15 protein-coding genes are annotated in these 15,838 nt (G+C 60.8%); 9 read left to right on the top strand and 6 right to left on the bottom strand.

Features of this window, described 5'->3' with window-relative positions; all coding sequences use genetic code 11:
- Nucleotides 1-87: 87 nt before the first annotated feature.
- Both rhlB and PPL01S_RS17010 read right to left on the bottom strand, forming a co-directional pair.
- On the bottom strand, nt 88-1,554 hold the full coding sequence (gene rhlB, locus PPL01S_RS17005; protein WP_016395479.1) for an ATP-dependent RNA helicase RhlB: 1,467 nt from the start codon (nt 1,552-1,554) through the stop codon (nt 88-90).
- A gap of 101 nt (nt 1,555-1,655) precedes the next feature.
- Nucleotides 1,656-2,312: an alpha/beta hydrolase gene (locus PPL01S_RS17010; RefSeq protein WP_028625772.1), complete on the bottom strand. Its 657-nt coding sequence runs from the start codon at nt 2,310-2,312 to the stop codon at nt 1,656-1,658.
- Between the two features lie 333 nt (nt 2,313-2,645).
- Between PPL01S_RS17010 and PPL01S_RS17015 the strand changes: the two genes are divergently transcribed.
- From PPL01S_RS17015 to PPL01S_RS17030, 4 genes are all read left to right on the top strand, one after another.
- Complete coding sequence (locus PPL01S_RS17015) at nt 2,646-3,674, top strand: amino acid ABC transporter substrate-binding protein (protein ID WP_028625773.1); 1,029 nt, start codon at nt 2,646-2,648, stop codon at nt 3,672-3,674.
- Between the two features lie 67 nt (nt 3,675-3,741).
- Nucleotides 3,742-4,920: an amino acid ABC transporter permease gene (locus PPL01S_RS17020; protein ID WP_016395482.1), complete on the top strand. Its 1,179-nt coding sequence runs from the start codon at nt 3,742-3,744 to the stop codon at nt 4,918-4,920.
- A 10-nt stretch (nt 4,921-4,930) separates the two neighbouring features.
- On the top strand, nt 4,931-6,028 hold the full coding sequence (locus PPL01S_RS17025) for an amino acid ABC transporter permease (protein WP_016395483.1): 1,098 nt from the start codon (nt 4,931-4,933) through the stop codon (nt 6,026-6,028).
- Nucleotides 6,029-6,038: 10 nt separating this feature from the next.
- Nucleotides 6,039-6,803 (top strand): amino acid ABC transporter ATP-binding protein, encoded by a 765-nt coding sequence (locus tag PPL01S_RS17030; RefSeq protein ID WP_003251792.1) that lies wholly within the window; start codon nt 6,039-6,041, stop codon nt 6,801-6,803.
- Nucleotides 6,804-6,870: 67 nt separating this feature from the next.
- Here PPL01S_RS17030 and algW read toward each other — a convergent pair whose 3' ends face one another.
- On the bottom strand, nt 6,871-8,031 hold the full coding sequence (algW, locus tag PPL01S_RS17035; RefSeq protein ID WP_016395484.1) for a Do family serine endopeptidase AlgW: 1,161 nt from the start codon (nt 8,029-8,031) through the stop codon (nt 6,871-6,873).
- Nucleotides 8,032-8,188: 157 nt separating this feature from the next.
- Here algW and PPL01S_RS17040 point away from each other — a divergent pair, with 157 nt between their 5' ends.
- The 4 genes from PPL01S_RS17040 to cysN all read left to right on the top strand — a co-directional run bounded on the left by PPL01S_RS17040 (nt 8,189) and on the right by cysN (nt 12,436).
- Nucleotides 8,189-8,947 (top strand): Nif3-like dinuclear metal center hexameric protein, encoded by a 759-nt coding sequence (locus PPL01S_RS17040; RefSeq protein WP_016395485.1) that lies wholly within the window; start codon nt 8,189-8,191, stop codon nt 8,945-8,947.
- A 171-nt stretch (nt 8,948-9,118) separates the two neighbouring features.
- Nucleotides 9,119-10,036 (top strand): sulfate adenylyltransferase subunit CysD, encoded by a 918-nt coding sequence (cysD, locus tag PPL01S_RS17045; protein ID WP_003251799.1) that lies wholly within the window; start codon nt 9,119-9,121, stop codon nt 10,034-10,036.
- Nucleotides 10,037-10,139: 103 nt separating this feature from the next.
- Nucleotides 10,140-10,481 carry a four helix bundle protein gene (locus PPL01S_RS17050; RefSeq protein WP_016395486.1) on the top strand — a complete coding sequence of 114 codons (342 nt, stop codon included), beginning with the start codon at nt 10,140-10,142 and terminating at the stop codon, nt 10,479-10,481.
- A gap of 53 nt (nt 10,482-10,534) precedes the next feature.
- Entirely contained in the window at nt 10,535-12,436 is a 1,902-nt protein-coding gene (gene cysN / locus PPL01S_RS17055; protein WP_028625774.1) for a sulfate adenylyltransferase subunit CysN, read from the top strand.
- 138 nt (nt 12,437-12,574) lie between these two features.
- Here the strand turns inward: cysN and PPL01S_RS17060 are convergent, their stop codons facing one another.
- The 3 genes from PPL01S_RS17060 to PPL01S_RS17070 form a co-directional block, all read right to left on the bottom strand.
- Nucleotides 12,575-12,754, bottom strand: a complete 180-nt coding sequence (locus PPL01S_RS17060) for a hypothetical protein (protein WP_028625775.1) — start codon at nt 12,752-12,754, stop codon at nt 12,575-12,577.
- Nucleotides 12,755-12,894: 140 nt separating this feature from the next.
- On the bottom strand, nt 12,895-13,095 hold the full coding sequence (locus tag PPL01S_RS17065) for a hypothetical protein (RefSeq protein WP_016395488.1): 201 nt from the start codon (nt 13,093-13,095) through the stop codon (nt 12,895-12,897).
- 896 nt (nt 13,096-13,991) lie between these two features.
- Complete coding sequence (locus tag PPL01S_RS17070) at nt 13,992-14,471, bottom strand: Lrp/AsnC family transcriptional regulator (RefSeq protein WP_016395490.1); 480 nt, start codon at nt 14,469-14,471, stop codon at nt 13,992-13,994.
- Nucleotides 14,472-14,598: 127 nt separating this feature from the next.
- On the opposite strand from PPL01S_RS17070, the gene PPL01S_RS17075 reads away from it, so the two are divergent.
- Nucleotides 14,599-15,792, top strand: a complete 1,194-nt coding sequence (locus PPL01S_RS17075; RefSeq protein WP_028625776.1) for a methionine gamma-lyase — start codon at nt 14,599-14,601, stop codon at nt 15,790-15,792.
- Nucleotides 15,793-15,838 lie beyond the last annotated feature (46 nt).

The raw sequence follows: 15,838 nt of genomic DNA on the forward strand, positions 1-15,838 counted from the left end.
CGGCAAGCCGGCTCCCACAGGACCTCCACCGTTCTCGAAGTGTGGGAGCCGGCTTGCCGGCGATTGGGCTGCAAAGCAGCCCCGATATCAATGATGTTTACGCGGCACTGGCTTCAATAGCTCATCCGGCGGCATTTCACACTTGATCTTACGCCCCAGCAGCTCCTCGATCGCCGGCAGCTGGTAGGAATCATCCTCGCCGGCAAAGCTGATCGACACACCACTGCTGCCCGCACGGCCGGTACGGCCGATACGGTGCACATAGTCGTCCGGGTCTTCCGGCAAGGTGAAGTTGATCACATGGCTGATGCCGTCGATGTGAATCCCGCGGCCAGCCACGTCGGTCGCCACCAGCACGGTGATGCGGCCTTCACGGAAGCTCTCCAGGGTACGGATGCGCTTGTGCTGCGGCACGTCCCCCGACAGTTGCGCGGCATTGATGCCGTCGCGCACCAGTTTTTCCTCGATGCGCCGCACTTCGTCCTTGCGGTTGGCGAACACCATCACCCGTTCCCACTGGTTCTGGGTCACCAGGTTGTACAGCAGCTTGTACTTGTCGCTGCCGGCCACCGCGTAGACGTGCTGCTCGACGGTTTCGCTGGCGACGTTCTCCGGCTCGATCTCGACGATCGCCGGGTTGGTGGTCCACTGCTTGGCCAGGTTCATCACGTCTTCGGTGAAGGTGGCGGAGAACAGCAGGGTCTGGCGTTCGCTCTTCGGCGGGGTCTGGCGGATGATCTGCCGTACCTGGGGGATGAAGCCCATGTCGAGCATGCGGTCGGCTTCGTCCAGCACCATCACCTCGACCATGTCCAGGTGCACTTCGCCGCGCTGGTTGAAGTCCAGCAGGCGGCCTGGGGTGGCCACCAGGATGTCGCAATGGCGGGCCTCCAGGGCCTTGAGCTGCTTGTCGAAGTCCATGCCACCGACGAAGCTCATGACGTTCAGGCCGGTGTACTTGGTCAGGGCGACAGCGTCCTTGGCGATCTGCACCACCAGCTCGCGGGTCGGGGCGATGATCAGCGCGCGCGGCTCGCCCATGTAACGCTCCTTGGGCGGTGGCGTCTGCTGCAACTGGGAGATGATCGAGATGAGGAACGCGGCGGTCTTGCCGGTACCGGTCTGGGCGCGGCCGATGGCGTCCTGGCCACGCAGGGTGTAGCCCAGTACCTGGGCCTGGATCGGCGTGCAGTACGGGAAACCGAGGTCGTGGATGGCATGCATCAGCTCGTTGGAGAGCTTGAAGTCATGGAAGCGGGTCTTGCCTTCCTGCGGCTCGACCACGAAGTCTTCCGGCTTCCACAGGCTGGCCTGGGGCTTGGGCTTGCGTTCGCGGCGCGGTTTGTCCTTGGCCGGTTTCTCGGCAGCCGGTGCGGCGGCGGGCGTTTCAACCTGGTCCTGGTCGCGAGCCGTGGTGTGGGGTGCCTTGCGCGGTGGCTGAGGCTGGGCCGCGGGTGGCTCGACGGGCGCAGGCGGCGTGACGCCGGCAGCAGGCGCGACGGCCTGAGGGGCGGCGTCCCCCTTGGCGAATATTTTCTTGAGTGCCTTGAGCACGATCGTCTCGTCAACTGGTTAAGGAATGTACGCCCGGCAGTGTAAAGCAAGATCCGGGCGCAGCGTAGCGGAATACTCCCACAACTACAGGCGAGCCTTGCTTATTGCAACTGCTTGCTCAACCAGTCGTGGATATCGCTCAACTCCTCGACCACCACTTCATGCTCCATGGGGTACTCGTGCCAGCGCGCGGCGACACCCCAGGTGTTCAGGTATTCGAAGGCCGTCCGGCCCATGGCCGGGATCACCACCGAATCGTGCATACCGTGCAGGCACAGGGCGGGGGTGCGCTGCTGGCAGGCGCTCAGCTGGTGACTGTCGGTGAAGGTCGGGGCATAGGTGGACAGGGCGATCACCCCACCCAGCGCTTCCTGCCACCTGATATAGGCGGTGTGCAGGACCACGGCGCCGCCCTGGGAGAACCCCGCGAGGAAGATCCGCGACAGACTGATGCCCTTGGCTTGCTCCGCCTTGATCAGGTCGATCACCTGGTCAGCCGAGGCTTCGAGCTGCACTTCGTCGATGGCGCGAGCCGGGGTCATGGCCTTGATGTCGTACCAGCTGGGCATGGCATAGCCGCCATTGATGGTGACTGGCCGCGTCGGTGCCTGGGGCATGACGAAGCGGGTACTCAGCAGGCGCTCCTGCATGAATTCGGCCACCGGTAGGAAGTCGTAACGGTCGGCACCCAGGCCGTGCAACCAGATCACACAGGCATCTGCGGTTTTCTGTGGTTCAAGAATGAGCGGGTGGGTCATGACTGCTCCGAAAGTGTGCGTGCTTTGTTATGAAGTGCGTAAAAAGGAGGCGCAGGAATTGATTGTCGAAAAAAGAATGTCGCAACGATACAAGTTTCACTACTTGACGATTGCTTAATCGCTCCAGCCTTCGACTGTGGTACGCGCTTTGCTATGTAACCTTCGATGCGAAGGGACAAGCCCAGACGGTAACACCCTTTGCAAGCGAAGGCTGTCATAGAACGGCCCATTGCGCCAATTGACCCAATAACAAGCCAACTCGGGTCGGATACGCCTCAAAAGGGTGCGGTGCAATTCCGGCTCGGTACAACAAGAGCGATTTGGAGGTTGTGAATGAAGATGTTGAAAACCACCCTGGCAGTCCTGACCGCTGCCGCCGCACTGGGCGCCGTGAGCACTGCCCAGGCCGGCGCCACACTCGATGCGGTAAAGAAGAAGGGCTTCGTCCAGTGTGGCGTGAGCGACGGTCTTCCAGGCTTCTCGGTCCCTGATGCGCAGGGCAAGATCGTCGGTATCGATGCCGATGTCTGCCGCGCCGTGGCTGCTGCCGTGTTCGGCGACGCCAGCAAGGTCAAGTTCAGCCAGCTCAACGCCAAGGAGCGCTTCACCGCCTTGCAATCCGGCGAAGTCGACGTGCTGTCGCGCAACACCACCTGGACCAGCTCGCGCGATGCCGGCATGGGCCTGGTGTTCGCCGGCGTCACCTACTACGACGGCGTTGGCTTCCTGGTCAACAAGAAGCTCGGCGTCTCCAGCGCCAAGGAACTCGATGGCGCGACCATCTGCATCCAGGCCGGTACCACCACCGAACTGAACGTGTCCGACTTCTTCCGTGCCAACGGCCTGAAATACACCCCGATCACCTTCGACACCTCCGACGAAAGCGCCAAGTCGCTGGAATCGGGCCGTTGCGACGTGCTGACCTCGGACAAGTCGCAGCTGTTCGCCCAGCGCTCCAAGCTGGCCGCACCGACCGAGTATGTGGTGCTGCCGGAGACCATCTCCAAGGAACCGCTGGGCCCGGTGGTGCGCAAGGGCGACGAGGAATGGTTCAGCATCGTCAAGTGGACCCTGTTCGCCATGCTCAATGCCGAAGAGGCGGGCATCACCTCGAAGAACGTCGAGGTTGAAGCCAAGGGCACCAAGAACCCGGACGTCGCTCGCCTGCTCGGTGCCGACGGTGAATACGGCAAGGACCTGAAACTGCCCAAGGACTGGGTGGTGCAGATCGTCAAGCAGGTCGGCAACTATGGCGAAGTGTTCGAGAAGAACCTGGGCCAGAGCACCGACCTGAAGATCGACCGTGGCATGAACGCCCTGTGGAACAACGGCGGCATCCAGTACGCGCCACCTGTGCGCTGATGGCTGCACCCTGCGGCGGCATCCCGCCGCCGCAGGCTGTTCGAATCCCTACTGTCCGGGGCACTTCATGCAAAATCGAATCGGCGCACAAAAGGGGCTTTCCCTGAGCGATCCACGTGTGCGCGCGTGGCTGTTCCAGATTCTCACGATCGTCTTCGTGGTGGGTCTGGGCTGGTACCTGTTCCACAACACCCAGACCAACCTGCAACATCGAGGCATCACGTCCGGTTTCGACTTCCTCGAGCGCAGTGCCGGCTTCGGCATTGCCCAGCATCTGATTCCTTATGTGGAGTCCGACAGCTATGCGCGGGTGTTCGTCATCGGCCTGCTCAATACCTTGCTGGTCACGCTCATCGGCGTGGTCCTGGCGACCATCCTGGGCTTCATCATCGGTGTGGCGCGGTTGTCGCCGAACTGGATGATCAACAGGCTGGCGACGGTCTATGTGGAGACGTTCCGCAATATTCCACCGCTGCTGCAGATCCTGTTCTGGTATTTCGCCGTGTTCCTGACCCTTCCGGGGCCGCGGGGCAGCATCAACATCGATGACACCTTCTTCATCAGCAACCGTGGCCTGAACATGCCGGGCGCCTCCATGGCCGAGGGTTTCTGGCCGTTCGTGGTGGCGCTGGTGCTGGCGCTGGCCGCCATCGTGGTGATGGTGCGCCATGCCAACAAACGCTTCAACGAAACCGGCGAACCCTTCCACAAGTTCTGGGTGGGGTTGGCGCTGCTTCTGGTAATTCCGGGTGTCTGCGTGTTGTTGTTCGGCAGTCCGGTGCATTGGGAAGTGCCGCAACTGAAGGGTTTCAACTTCGTCGGCGGTTGGGTATTGATCCCCGAGTTGCTGGCACTGACCCTGGCGCTGACCATCTATACCGCGGCGTTCATCGCCGAGATCGTGCGTTCCGGCATCCGTTCGGTCAGCCATGGCCAGACCGAAGCGGCCCGCTCGCTCGGCCTGCGCGAGGGCCCGACGCTGCGCAAGGTCATCATCCCCCAGGCCCTGCGGGTGATCATTCCGCCACTGACCAGCCAGTACCTGAACCTGGCGAAGAACTCATCCCTGGCCGCCGGCATCGGCTATCCGGAGATGGTCTCGCTGTTCGCCGGTACCGTGCTCAACCAGACCGGCCAGGCCATCGAGGTGATCGCCATCACCATGAGTGTCTATCTCGCCATCAGCATCAGCATTTCGCTGCTGATGAACTGGTACAACAAGCGCATTGCGCTGATCGAGCGGTGAGGATACGCCCGTGAATGCCCATGTTTTCAAACCTGACATGCCGCCACCGGTGAAAACCGTCGGCGTGCTCGCCTGGATGCGGGCCAACCTGTTCTCCAGCTGGCTCAACACCTTGCTGACGCTGTTCGCCCTGTACCTGGTGTGGCTGATCGTGCCGCCGCTGGTGCAGTGGGCGTTCATCGACGCCAACTGGGTGGGCACCACCCGTGCCGACTGCACCAAGGAAGGTGCCTGCTGGGTGTTCATCCAGCAGCGCTTCGGCCAGTTCATGTACGGCTATTACCCGACCGAGCTGCGCTGGCGCGTGGACCTGACCGTGTGGCTGGCGGTACTGGGTGCCGCCCCGCTGTTCGTCAAGCGGTTCCCGCGCAAGGCCCTGTACGGCCTGGGCTTCCTGGTGCTGTACCCGATCCTGGCCTACACCTTGCTGCACGGGGGCTACCTCGGTCTGACCGTGGTGCCTACCAGCCAGTGGGGCGGGCTGATGCTGACCCTGGTGATCGCCACCGTGGGCATCGTCGGGGCCTTGCCGCTGGGGATCTTGCTGGCCCTGGGACGGCGCTCGCGCATGCCGGCGGTGAAGGTCGTCTGCGTGACCTTCATCGAGTTCTGGCGCGGCGTGCCGCTGATCACCGTGCTGTTCATGTCATCGGTGATGCTGCCGCTGTTCCTGCCCGAGGGCATGAGCTTCGACAAGCTGCTGCGGGCGATGATCGGGGTGATCCTGTTCCAGTCGGCGTACATCGCCGAAGTGGTGCGCGGCGGCCTGCAGGCCATTCCCAAGGGCCAGTACGAGGCCGCTGCGGCCATGGGCCTGGGCTACTGGCGCTCGATGGGCCTGGTGATCCTGCCGCAGGCACTCAAGCTGGTGATCCCTGGCATCGTGAATACCTTCATCGCCCTGTTCAAGGACACAAGCCTTGTGATCATCATCGGCCTGTTCGACCTGCTCAACAGCGTCAAGCAAGCCGCTGCCGACCCGGCCTGGCTGGGCATGGCCACCGAGGGTTATGTGTTCGCTGCACTGGTGTTCTGGATTTTCTGTTTCGGTATGTCCCGCTACTCCATGCATCTGGAGCGCAAGCTGGACACTGGCCACAAGCGTTAGGAGTTTCGAAATGAGTGAAGCGATCAAGCAGCCTGCCGGCCCCGAAGGCATCATCCAGATGCAGGGTGTGAACAAGTGGTACGGTCAGTTCCATGTGCTCAAGGACATCAACCTGAACGTGCGCCAGGGCGAACGTATCGTGCTGTGCGGGCCGTCCGGTTCGGGCAAGTCCACCACCATCCGCTGCCTCAACCGCCTGGAAGAGCACCAGCAGGGCCGCATCGTGGTCGATGGCGTGGAGCTGACCAACGACCTCAAGCAGATCGAGGCGATCCGCCGCGAGGTGGGTATGGTGTTCCAGCACTTCAACCTGTTCCCGCACCTGAGCATCCTCGAAAACTGCACCCTGGCGCCGATGTGGGTGCGCAAGATGCCGCGGCGCAAGGCCGAGGAAATCGCCATGCATTACCTGGAGCGGGTGCGCATCCCGGAGCAGGCGCACAAGTATCCGGGGCAGTTGTCTGGTGGTCAGCAGCAGCGCGTGGCGATTGCCCGGGCGTTGTGCATGAAGCCGAAGATCATGCTGTTCGACGAGCCGACCTCGGCGCTTGACCCGGAAATGGTCAAGGAGGTGCTGGATACCATGGTCGGCCTGGCCGAGGACGGCATGACCATGCTCTGCGTGACCCACGAGATGGGCTTTGCCCGCACCGTGGCGAACCGGGTGATCTTCATGGACAAGGGGGAGATCGTGGAGCAGGCGGCGCCGGATGACTTCTTCGACCGGCCGCGCAGTGATCGGACCAAGTTGTTCTTGAGCCAGATCCTGCATTGATGCTGTTGGGGCCGCTTTGCGGCCCATCGCCGGCTTGCCGGCGATGGGCTGCAAAGCAGCCCCAGTCTTACTTCTCTTCCTGAGTCGCAGCCGGAGCAGGCGGCGGCCGCAGCCCCACCTCGGCAACCAGCTTCAGCTGCTGCCCATTGCGCATCACTTCGATGTTGATCTTCTCGTTGGGCTTGATCCGCGCCACCTGGTTCATCGACTTGCGCCCGTCGCCTGCGGGCTCGCCGTTGATGCTCAGGATCACGTCACCCAACTGCAGCCCCGCCTTCTGCGCCGGCCCGTCGCGGAAGATCCCCGCCACCACGATGCCCGGACGCCCTTGCATGCCGAACGACTCGGCCAGTTCCTGGCTCAGCGGCTGTACCTCGATGCCCAGCCAGCCGCGGATGACCTGGCCGTGCTCGACGATGGACTTCATCACTTCCAGCGCCAGCTTGACCGGGATGGCGAAGCCGATGCCCTGGGAGCCGCCGGACTTGGAGAAGATCGCCGTGTTGATGCCCACCAGGTTGCCATTGGCATCCACCAGCGCACCGCCGGAGTTGCCCGGGTTGATCGCGGCATCGGTCTGGATGAAGTCTTCGTAGTTGTTCAGGCCCAGCTGGTTGCGGCCGGTGGCGCTGATGATGCCCATGGTCACGGTCTGGCCGACGCCGAAGGGGTTGCCGATGGCCAGGGTGACGTCGCCGATGTGGATGGTGTCGGAGCGACCGATGGTGATGGCGGGCAGGTTCTTCAGGTCGATCTTCAGTACCGCAAGGTCGGTCTCCGGGTCGCTGCCGATTACCCGGGCCAGGGTCTCGCGGCCGTCCTTGAGCGCCACCACGATCTGGTCGGCGCCGCTGGTGACGTGGTTGTTGGTCAGCAGGTAGCCCTCTGGGCTCATGATCACCGCCGAGCCCAGGCTCGATTCCCAGCGCCGCTGCTTGGGCAGGTTGTCACCGAAGAAACGGCGGAACTGCGGGTCTTCGAACAGCGGGTGGGCGCTCTTGTTGACCACCTTGGTGGTGTACAGGTTGACCACCGCCGGAGCGGCCAGGGTCACGGCGTCGGCATAGGACACCGGGCCTTGCATGATTTTCGTGGTCTGCGGTGCCTGCTGCAGGTTGACGTCCTGACTGGGCAGGCCGACCCATTCAGGGAAGCGCTGGATGATCAGCATGGCGATCAGAATGCCGGTTAGCAGGGGCCAGCCAAAATAACGCAAAGCCTTGAACATGAACGAATCCTGGAGAAGAGCGGGGCGATTGGTCGCGCGATGGGGCACGAACGCGCGCGATCATACACCGGTTCCCCCGATGCCGGCGACGGCCCATAATGGCGGGCATTATACGGGCGTTGTGCCCGAGAAAAGCGCAGATTTCGAGGAGATTTTCATGGCCGTCGCTCTGAACACCCTGGTCGAGGAAGCCGAGCGCTACCTGGGCAGCGCGAAGATCCAGGATTATTGCCCCAACGGCCTGCAGGTCGAAGGCCGCCCGCAAGTCAGCCGAATCGTCAGCGGCGTCACTGCCAGCCAGGCGCTGCTGGATGCCGCGGTGGAGGCCGAGGCCGATCTGGTGCTGGTGCACCATGGTTACTTCTGGAAAGGCGAGAACCCGTGTGTCACCGGGATCCGGCAGCGCCGCCTGAAGACCCTGCTGAACAACGACATCAGCCTGCTGGCGTTTCACCTGCCGCTGGATGTGCACCCCGAAGTGGGCAACAACGTGCAACTGGCCCGGCAACTGGACATTACCGTCGAAGGGCCGCTGGATCCGGAAAACCCCAAGGTGGTGGGGCTGGTCGGATCCTTGGCCGAGCCGATGACTGCGCGTGATTTTGCCCGTCGCGTGCAGGAGGTGATGGGGCGCGAACCGTTGCTGGTCGAGGGCGATGGCGTGATCCGTCGGGTTGGCTGGTGCACCGGGGGTGGCCAGGGGTACATCGACACGGCGATCGCGGCCGGGGTCGACCTGTATCTCACTGGCGAGGCGTCGGAGCAGACCTATCACAGCGCCCGCGAAAACGGCGTCAGCTTCATTGCAGCCGGGCACCATGCCACCGAGCGCTATGGCGTGCAGGCCCTTGGGGACTATCTGGCGCGGCGGTTTGCGCTGGAGCATCTGTTCATCGATTGCCCGAATCCGATCTGACCGTACTGGCGATCGGGCCGCTAAGCGGCCCCAATTCGGCCAAACCCCCAGTCATATCGTTAGACTTTTTCGATCTAGTGCGCCTCCTAAATAGAAGCATCCGCTGTGATAGAGTGACTCGCTCGAACACGGCCCACAGGCCGTCCATAAGATCGTTTTTCGTGAGTAGCCATGGTCGACAAACTGACGCACTTGAAACAGCTGGAGGCGGAGAGCATCCATATCATCCGCGAGGTGGCCGCCGAGTTCGACAACCCGGTGATGCTGTACTCGATCGGCAAGGATTCCGCCGTGATGCTGCACCTGGCGCGCAAGGCCTTCTTCCCGGGCAAGCTGCCGTTCCCGGTGATGCACGTCGACACCCAGTGGAAATTCCAGGAGATGTACAGCTTCCGCGACAAGATGGTCGAGGAAATGGGCCTGGAGCTGATCACCCACGTCAACCCCGAGGGTGTGGCGCAGGGGATCAACCCGTTCACCCATGGCAGCTCCAAGCACACCGACATCATGAAGACCCAGGGCCTCAAGCAGGCGCTGGACAAGCATGGTTTCGACGCCGCCTTCGGTGGCGCGCGCCGCGACGAAGAGAAGTCGCGGGCCAAGGAACGCGTGTACTCGTTCCGTGACAGCAAGCACCGCTGGGACCCGAAGAACCAGCGTCCCGAGCTGTGGAACGTGTACAACGGCAAGGTCAACAAGGGCGAGTCGATCCGCGTGTTCCCGCTGTCCAACTGGACCGAGCTGGACATCTGGCAGTACATCTACCTCGAAGGCATCCCGATCGTGCCGCTGTACTTCGCCGCCGAGCGTGAAGTGATCGAGAAGAACGGCACCCTGATCATGATCGACGACGAGCGCATCCTCGAGCACCTCTCCGAGGAAGAGAAGGCGCGCATCGTCAAGAAGAAGGTGCGTTTCCGTACCCTCGGCTGCTACCCGCTGACGGGCGCTGTCGAATCGGAAGCCGAGACCCTGACGGACATCATTCAGGAAATGCTCCTGACCCGTACGTCCGAACGCCAGGGCCGTGTCATCGACCACGATGGCGCCGGTTCCATGGAAGACAAGAAACGCCAAGGCTATTTCTAAGCTTCAAGTTACAAGCGGCAAGCTGCAAGACAGAAGCATAACGCGTAGCTTCTGAAATTTGCGGATTGCCGCCTGCTTCGCGGGCGCACAAGGAGCGCTCGTAGTGGATTTTGAGAAGTTACTGGTTTGGCAGAGAAGCAAGAATCTGGCGGTTGAGATGCATCGAGCTTTTGCAGCTTGCCGAGACTTCGGATTCAAATCTCAGATTACTCGTTCGGCGGTTTCAGTCCCCTCCAATATTGCTGAGGGTATGGAGCGTAGCGGGTGGCGAGAGAAGGCCTGGTTTCTCAGCGTAGCGAAAGCATCCTGCGCGGAGTTACGTACGCAACTGATCATTGCCGGTGAAATAGGTTACTTGCCTGCTGAGTTGGCTAACGACTGGATTACTGAAACCCGTGAGCATTCCAGGATGCTTGCAGGGCTGATCAACAAAATTTCTAACTAGTTGTACGCCGACAAGCTTGCCGCTTGAAGCTTACAGCTTGGAGCTTGAATGCAATGAGTCATCAATCTGATCTGATCAGCGAGGACATCCTCGCCTACCTGGCCCAGCACGAGCGCAAGGAACTGCTGCGCTTCCTCACCTGCGGCAACGTGGATGACGGCAAGAGCACCCTGATCGGGCGCCTGCTGCACGATTCGAAGATGATCTACGAGGACCACCTCGAGGCCATCACCCGTGACTCGAAGAAAGTCGGCACCACCGGCGAGGAAGTCGACCTGGCGCTGCTGGTCGATGGCCTGCAGGCCGAGCGCGAGCAGGGCATCACCATCGATGTCGCCTACCGCTACTTCTCCACCGCCAAGCGCAAGTTCATCATTGCCGACACCCCGGGCCACGAGCAGTACACCCGCAACATGGCGACCGGTGCGTCCACCTGCGACCTGGCGATCATCCTGGTCGATGCCCGCTACGGCGTGCAGACCCAGACCCGTCGCCACAGCTATATCGCCTCGTTGCTGGGCATCAAGCACATCGTGGTCGCGGTCAACAAGATGGACCTCAAGGGCTTCGATGAAGGCGTCTTCGAGTCGATCAAGGCCGATTACCTGAAGTTCGCCGAAGCCATCAACCTGACCCCGAGCAGCCTGCACTTCGTGCCGATGTCGGCGCTCAAGGGCGACAACGTGGTCAACCCCAGCGAGCGTTCGCCGTGGTACGCCGGCCCGACGCTGATGGAAATCCTCGAGACCGTCGAAGTGTCGGCCGACCGCAACTTCACCGACCTGCGCTTCCCGGTGCAGTACGTCAACCGTCCGAACCTGAACTTCCGCGGCTTCGCCGGCACCATCGCCAGCGGCGTGGTGCACAAGGGTGACGAAGTTGTCGTGCTGCCGTCGGGCAAGAGCAGCCGGGTCAAGTCCATCGTCACCTACGAAGGTGAACTGGAAAGCGCCGGCCCAGGCCAGGCCGTGACCCTGACCATGGAAGACGAGATCGACATCTCCCGTGGTGACCTGCTGGTGCACGCCGACAACGTCCCACCGGTGACCGACCAGTTCGACGCCATGCTGGTGTGGATGGCCGAAGAGCCGATGCTGCCGGGCAAGAAATACGACATCAAGCGCGCCACCAGCTACGTGCCGGGCTCGATCGCCAGCATCACCCACAAGGTCGATGTGAACACCCTGGAGCAGGGCGCTGCCAGCGCGTTGCAGCTGAACGAGATCGGTCGCGTCAAGGTCGCCCTGGACGCCTCGATCGCCCTGGACGGTTACGACAGCAACCGCACCACCGGTGCCTTCATCGTCATCGACCGCCTGACCAACGGCACCGTCGGCGCCGGCATGATCATCGCCCAGCCCGTACTGCCGCACGGCAGCACCGGCCAGCATGGCAAGCAGGCCCACGTGTCGACCGAAGAGCGCGCCCTGCGCTTCGGCCAGCAGCCGGCCACCGTGCTGTTCAGCGGCCTGTCCGGTGCAGGCAAGAGCACCCTGGCCTACGCCGTGGAGCGCAAGCTGTTCGACATGGGCCGTGCGGTGTACGTGCTCGATGGCCAGAACCTGCGCCACGACCTGAACAAGGGCCTGCCACAGGACCGCGCCGGCCGCACCGAGAACTGGCGCCGCGCCGCCCACGTGGCGCGCCAGTTCAACGAAGCCGGCCTGCTGACCCTGGCCGCGTTCGTTGCCCCGGATGCCGAAGGCCGCGAGCAGGCCAAGGCGCTGATCGGCAAGGAGCGACTGGTGACTGTTTATGTCCAGGCTTCCCCGCTGGCCTGCCGTGAGCGTGACCCGCAGGGCCTGTACGCTGCCGGTGGCGACAACATCCCGGGCGAGAGCTTCCCGTTCGATGTGCCGCTGGATGCTGACCTGGTGATCGATACCCAGAACATCAGTGTCGAGGAAGGTGTGAAGCAGGTGCTGGATGTGCTGCGTCAGCGTGGCGCGATCTAAGCGTTAGCGCTGCATGGAAAACCCCGCTTCGGCGGGGTTTTTTGTTGGGTGCTCGTCACGATTTTTTTGTGACCGAGAGATCGAGCGCCGCCCGCGCCGCGCTCGGTTCATGTACCACCTCAAAACCTGAGTCAGGCGCTAACCCTTCTTGCCCTCGACCGATTTGAAATGCTGGTCGTAGTCGCTTTGTCGTTCGCACCCTTGCTTGTAAGCGTCCATGTCACAACCGAACTTGAGATCCTGCTGATTGGGCAAAAGGAAGAATTCGCCATCGGCGCAGCCGGATAGAAGCAGTACCAACACCAGTAGTTTTATCATCGCACATTCTTGAACGGTTAAAGCCCCTTCGACTTTCGCCAGGTTATGATATGCGTCATTACCTACCCGGCAAAGGCTTCTTGATCTTGGCAGTCTGAAGTGCAGGAGCTTTCAGTCTGTTTTTAAAGCAAGTTTTTACTTTAGGTTGCTGGTTTATTTATCCTTCGGTAATGCTCTTGGTAGTCCATCATTCTTTCGCATCCCTGTCGGTAAGGGTCCATGTCACACTTGAACTTCATTTCCTGCCTGTCTGGAAGCAGCAGCATCTCGCCGCTGCATCCAGGCAGCATGATTGTGATGGTAGCTAATAGTAGTTTCAGATATTGCCAGGGTTCGTGCATGGATGCATCCTTTTCTAATGTGGCTGGGGCTATGAGGTTGTATTTGATCGCTATCGTCGAAGTTCTTCTTTTGCCTTTTAAATTATGCCGGGTCCCTCAAGTAGAATTGTGCTAACTGCATGCAGGCGAGTTCTCTTTTGCTTGTAGGATTTTTCGTCGCTTAGATTTGGAGTGTTTTCCGAGTGCAACGATAAGCGACGTTTGTGAATGATGAGTGCGGCCACTGATCGAGTGGTTGCTGACTCATTTCCTGAATAGGACGTTCAATATGGGAAAAAGTAAATATCAACGAATACAGTACCAACCGTTTCGAGACTCAGGAGGTGTGTTGCTTCCTCCTAACCATGCCATGCGGGCGGGGCAGTTCATAAGGTCCGATAATGGAAGGTTCGTGCTTCGTCTAAGACCAGATGGAAATCTGGTTTTGGAGGATGGTGGCAGGGTGATTTGGGTCGCGGATCATAAGCAGCCATACAGCTCTACGTTCCCTAATCGAGCACGTGAGCCGCTCCAGTTTGTCGTGAGCAACTCGGGTTTTCTATATGACCCTTCACGAGATCGAATATGGTCCGCGCAGAGTACGGAAACGCTGGATAGATCGTATTGGAAAAACAATTACCTAAAAGTAAGCGATACCGGGAATATTTTAATATTTGACGGTCGAAATGGGCAGGTGCGCTGGGCGCGTCAAGGATACGTGCCGGGGCGGCTGCCTCGCAGGCCAAAAATATATCCGCACGTTTATCCTCCCATTCCTAAACCTCTTATTGAAATACCTCATGACTTCCCGTAAGGAGTAGCTATACGCTTTGGTTCATCGATCTCCAAGCAGCGCGCTACTTTCTTTGTGGCAGCTTGGAGATCGCTGCGTGACAAATGAGGAGGTGTCTTGCCATTCAGATATGCGTTTCTGCTAATGGGATTATTCGCTTTTCCTTAACGGCCTTGTAGGAAAAGCTCGAGTAGATTTCCTTGACCCCCGGTAACCGCTGCAGTACCTCACGGGTAAACTCCCCGAACGATTCAAGATCTCTCGCCAAAATTTCCAATAAAAAGTCATAGCGTCCGGAAATGTTGTGACAGGCGACAATTTCGGGAATTTCCATCAATCTTTTTTCGAAGGCCAAGGCCATTTCCTTGGTATGCGAGTCCATCATGATGCTGACGAACGCTGTTACACCAAAGCCCAGCGACTTGGGCGAAAGAATGGCCTGGTAGCCGGTGATGTAGCCGTTGTCCTCCAGCAACTTGACCCGTCGCCAGCAAGGCGAGGTAGTCAGTGCAACCTGGTCGGCCAGTTCGGAAACGGTGAGGCGGGCATTGTCCTGCAGGGCAGCAAGCAGGGCGCGGTCGGTTCGGTCGAGGCTGGCAGGCATGATTTGCCCTCCTGGTGCGCTATTTGTTGTTTTTGTTCCAAAACACGACCGTTTGACTGGGCTATTTTGGAAAATATCAGGCGACTCGGTGGCATAAGCTTATAGCAAACCACCAGAGGCTGTTGCCATGCGCGACTCCCATAACAACACCGGTTTTTCCACCCGCGCCATCCACCACGGCCACGACCTTTCCCACGGCGGAGCCTTGGTGCCGCCGGTCTACCAGACCGCGACCTATGCCTTCCCGACTGTCGAATACGGCGCGGCGTGCTTTGCCGGAGAGGAGGGCGGGCATTTCTACAGCCGTATTTCCAACCCGACCCTGGCCGTGCTGGAGCAGCGCATGGCGTCCCTGGAAGGTGGCGAGGCCGGGCTGGCCCTGGCGTCGGGCATGGGCGCCATCACCACGACCTTGTGGACCTTGCTCAGGCCCGGTGACGAGTTGATCGTCGGTCGCACGCTGTACGGCTGCACGTTTGCCTTCCTGCACCATGGCATCGGCGAATTCGGGGTGAAGATCCGCCATGTCGACCTAAACGACAGCAAGGCGCTGAAGGCCGCGATCACCCGCAAGACCCGGATGATCTACTTCGAAACGCCGGCCAACCCGAACATGCAACTGGTCGATATCGCTGCCGTGGCCGAGGCGGCGCGTGGCCATGAACTGCACATCGTCGTGGATAACACCTATTGCACGCCCTACCTGCAAAGACCGCTGGAGCAGGGCGCCGACCTGGTTGTTCATTCGGCCACCAAGTACCTCAGCGGCCACGGTGACGTCACCGGGGGGCTGGTGATCGGGCGCAAGGCAGTGATCGACCGGATTCGCCTGGAGGGTCTCAAGGACATGACCGGCGCCGTGCTGTCGCCGCATGATGCCACGTTGGTGATGAGAGGCATCAAGACCCTGGCGCTGCGTATGGACCGGCATTGTGCCAACGCCCAGCACGTGGCGCAGTACCTGGAGCGCCAGGCGCAGGTCGAGCTGATTCATTATCCTGGCTTGCCCTCGTTCAGCCAGTATGCGTTGGCGCAACGGCAGATGCGTTTGCCGGGCGGGATGATCGCCTTTGAACTCAAGGGCGGCATCGAGGCCGGTCGGCGCTTCATGAATGCATTGCAGTTGTTCGCCCGGGCGGTAAGCCTGGGGGCTGCCGAGTCGCTGGCGCAGCATCCGGCGAGCATGACGCATTCGAGCTATACGCCTGAAGAGCGTGCGCAGCACGGGATTTCGGAGGGGTTGGTGCGGTTGTCGGTGGGGCTGGAGGATGTGGAAGACCTATTGGCGGATGTCGAGCAGGCGTTGAAGGCTTGTAGCTGATTTGTCTGCATTGGCCCTATCGCCGGCAAGCCGGCTCCCACGTGTA

The organism is Pseudomonas plecoglossicida NBRC 103162 = DSM 15088 (genome assembly GCF_000730665.1).
Taxonomy (GTDB): Bacteria; Pseudomonadota; Gammaproteobacteria; order Pseudomonadales; family Pseudomonadaceae; genus Aquipseudomonas; species Aquipseudomonas plecoglossicida.

What these genes read in the sequence shown, in the direction of transcription:
- PPL01S_RS17015 (WP_028625773.1), top strand. Translation starts at nt 2,646, where the DNA reads ATGAAGATGTTGAAAACCACCCTGGCAGTCCTGACCGCTGCCGCCGCA.
- PPL01S_RS17065 (WP_016395488.1), bottom strand. Translation starts at nt 13,095, where the DNA reads ATGCACGAACCCTGGCAATATCTGAAACTACTATTAGCTACCATCACA.
- cysN (WP_028625774.1), top strand. Translation starts at nt 10,535, where the DNA reads ATGAGTCATCAATCTGATCTGATCAGCGAGGACATCCTCGCCTACCTG.
- PPL01S_RS17030 (WP_003251792.1), top strand. Translation starts at nt 6,039, where the DNA reads ATGAGTGAAGCGATCAAGCAGCCTGCCGGCCCCGAAGGCATCATCCAG.
- PPL01S_RS17075 (WP_028625776.1), top strand. Translation starts at nt 14,599, where the DNA reads ATGCGCGACTCCCATAACAACACCGGTTTTTCCACCCGCGCCATCCAC.
- PPL01S_RS17020 (WP_016395482.1), top strand. Translation starts at nt 3,742, where the DNA reads ATGCAAAATCGAATCGGCGCACAAAAGGGGCTTTCCCTGAGCGATCCA.
- cysD (WP_003251799.1), top strand. Translation starts at nt 9,119, where the DNA reads ATGGTCGACAAACTGACGCACTTGAAACAGCTGGAGGCGGAGAGCATC.
- algW (WP_016395484.1), bottom strand. Translation starts at nt 8,031, where the DNA reads ATGTTCAAGGCTTTGCGTTATTTTGGCTGGCCCCTGCTAACCGGCATT.
- PPL01S_RS17040 (WP_016395485.1), top strand. Translation starts at nt 8,189, where the DNA reads ATGGCCGTCGCTCTGAACACCCTGGTCGAGGAAGCCGAGCGCTACCTG.
- PPL01S_RS17070 (WP_016395490.1), bottom strand. Translation starts at nt 14,471, where the DNA reads ATGCCTGCCAGCCTCGACCGAACCGACCGCGCCCTGCTTGCTGCCCTG.
- PPL01S_RS17010 (WP_028625772.1), bottom strand. Translation starts at nt 2,312, where the DNA reads ATGACCCACCCGCTCATTCTTGAACCACAGAAAACCGCAGATGCCTGT.
- PPL01S_RS17060 (WP_028625775.1), bottom strand. Translation starts at nt 12,754, where the DNA reads ATGATAAAACTACTGGTGTTGGTACTGCTTCTATCCGGCTGCGCCGAT.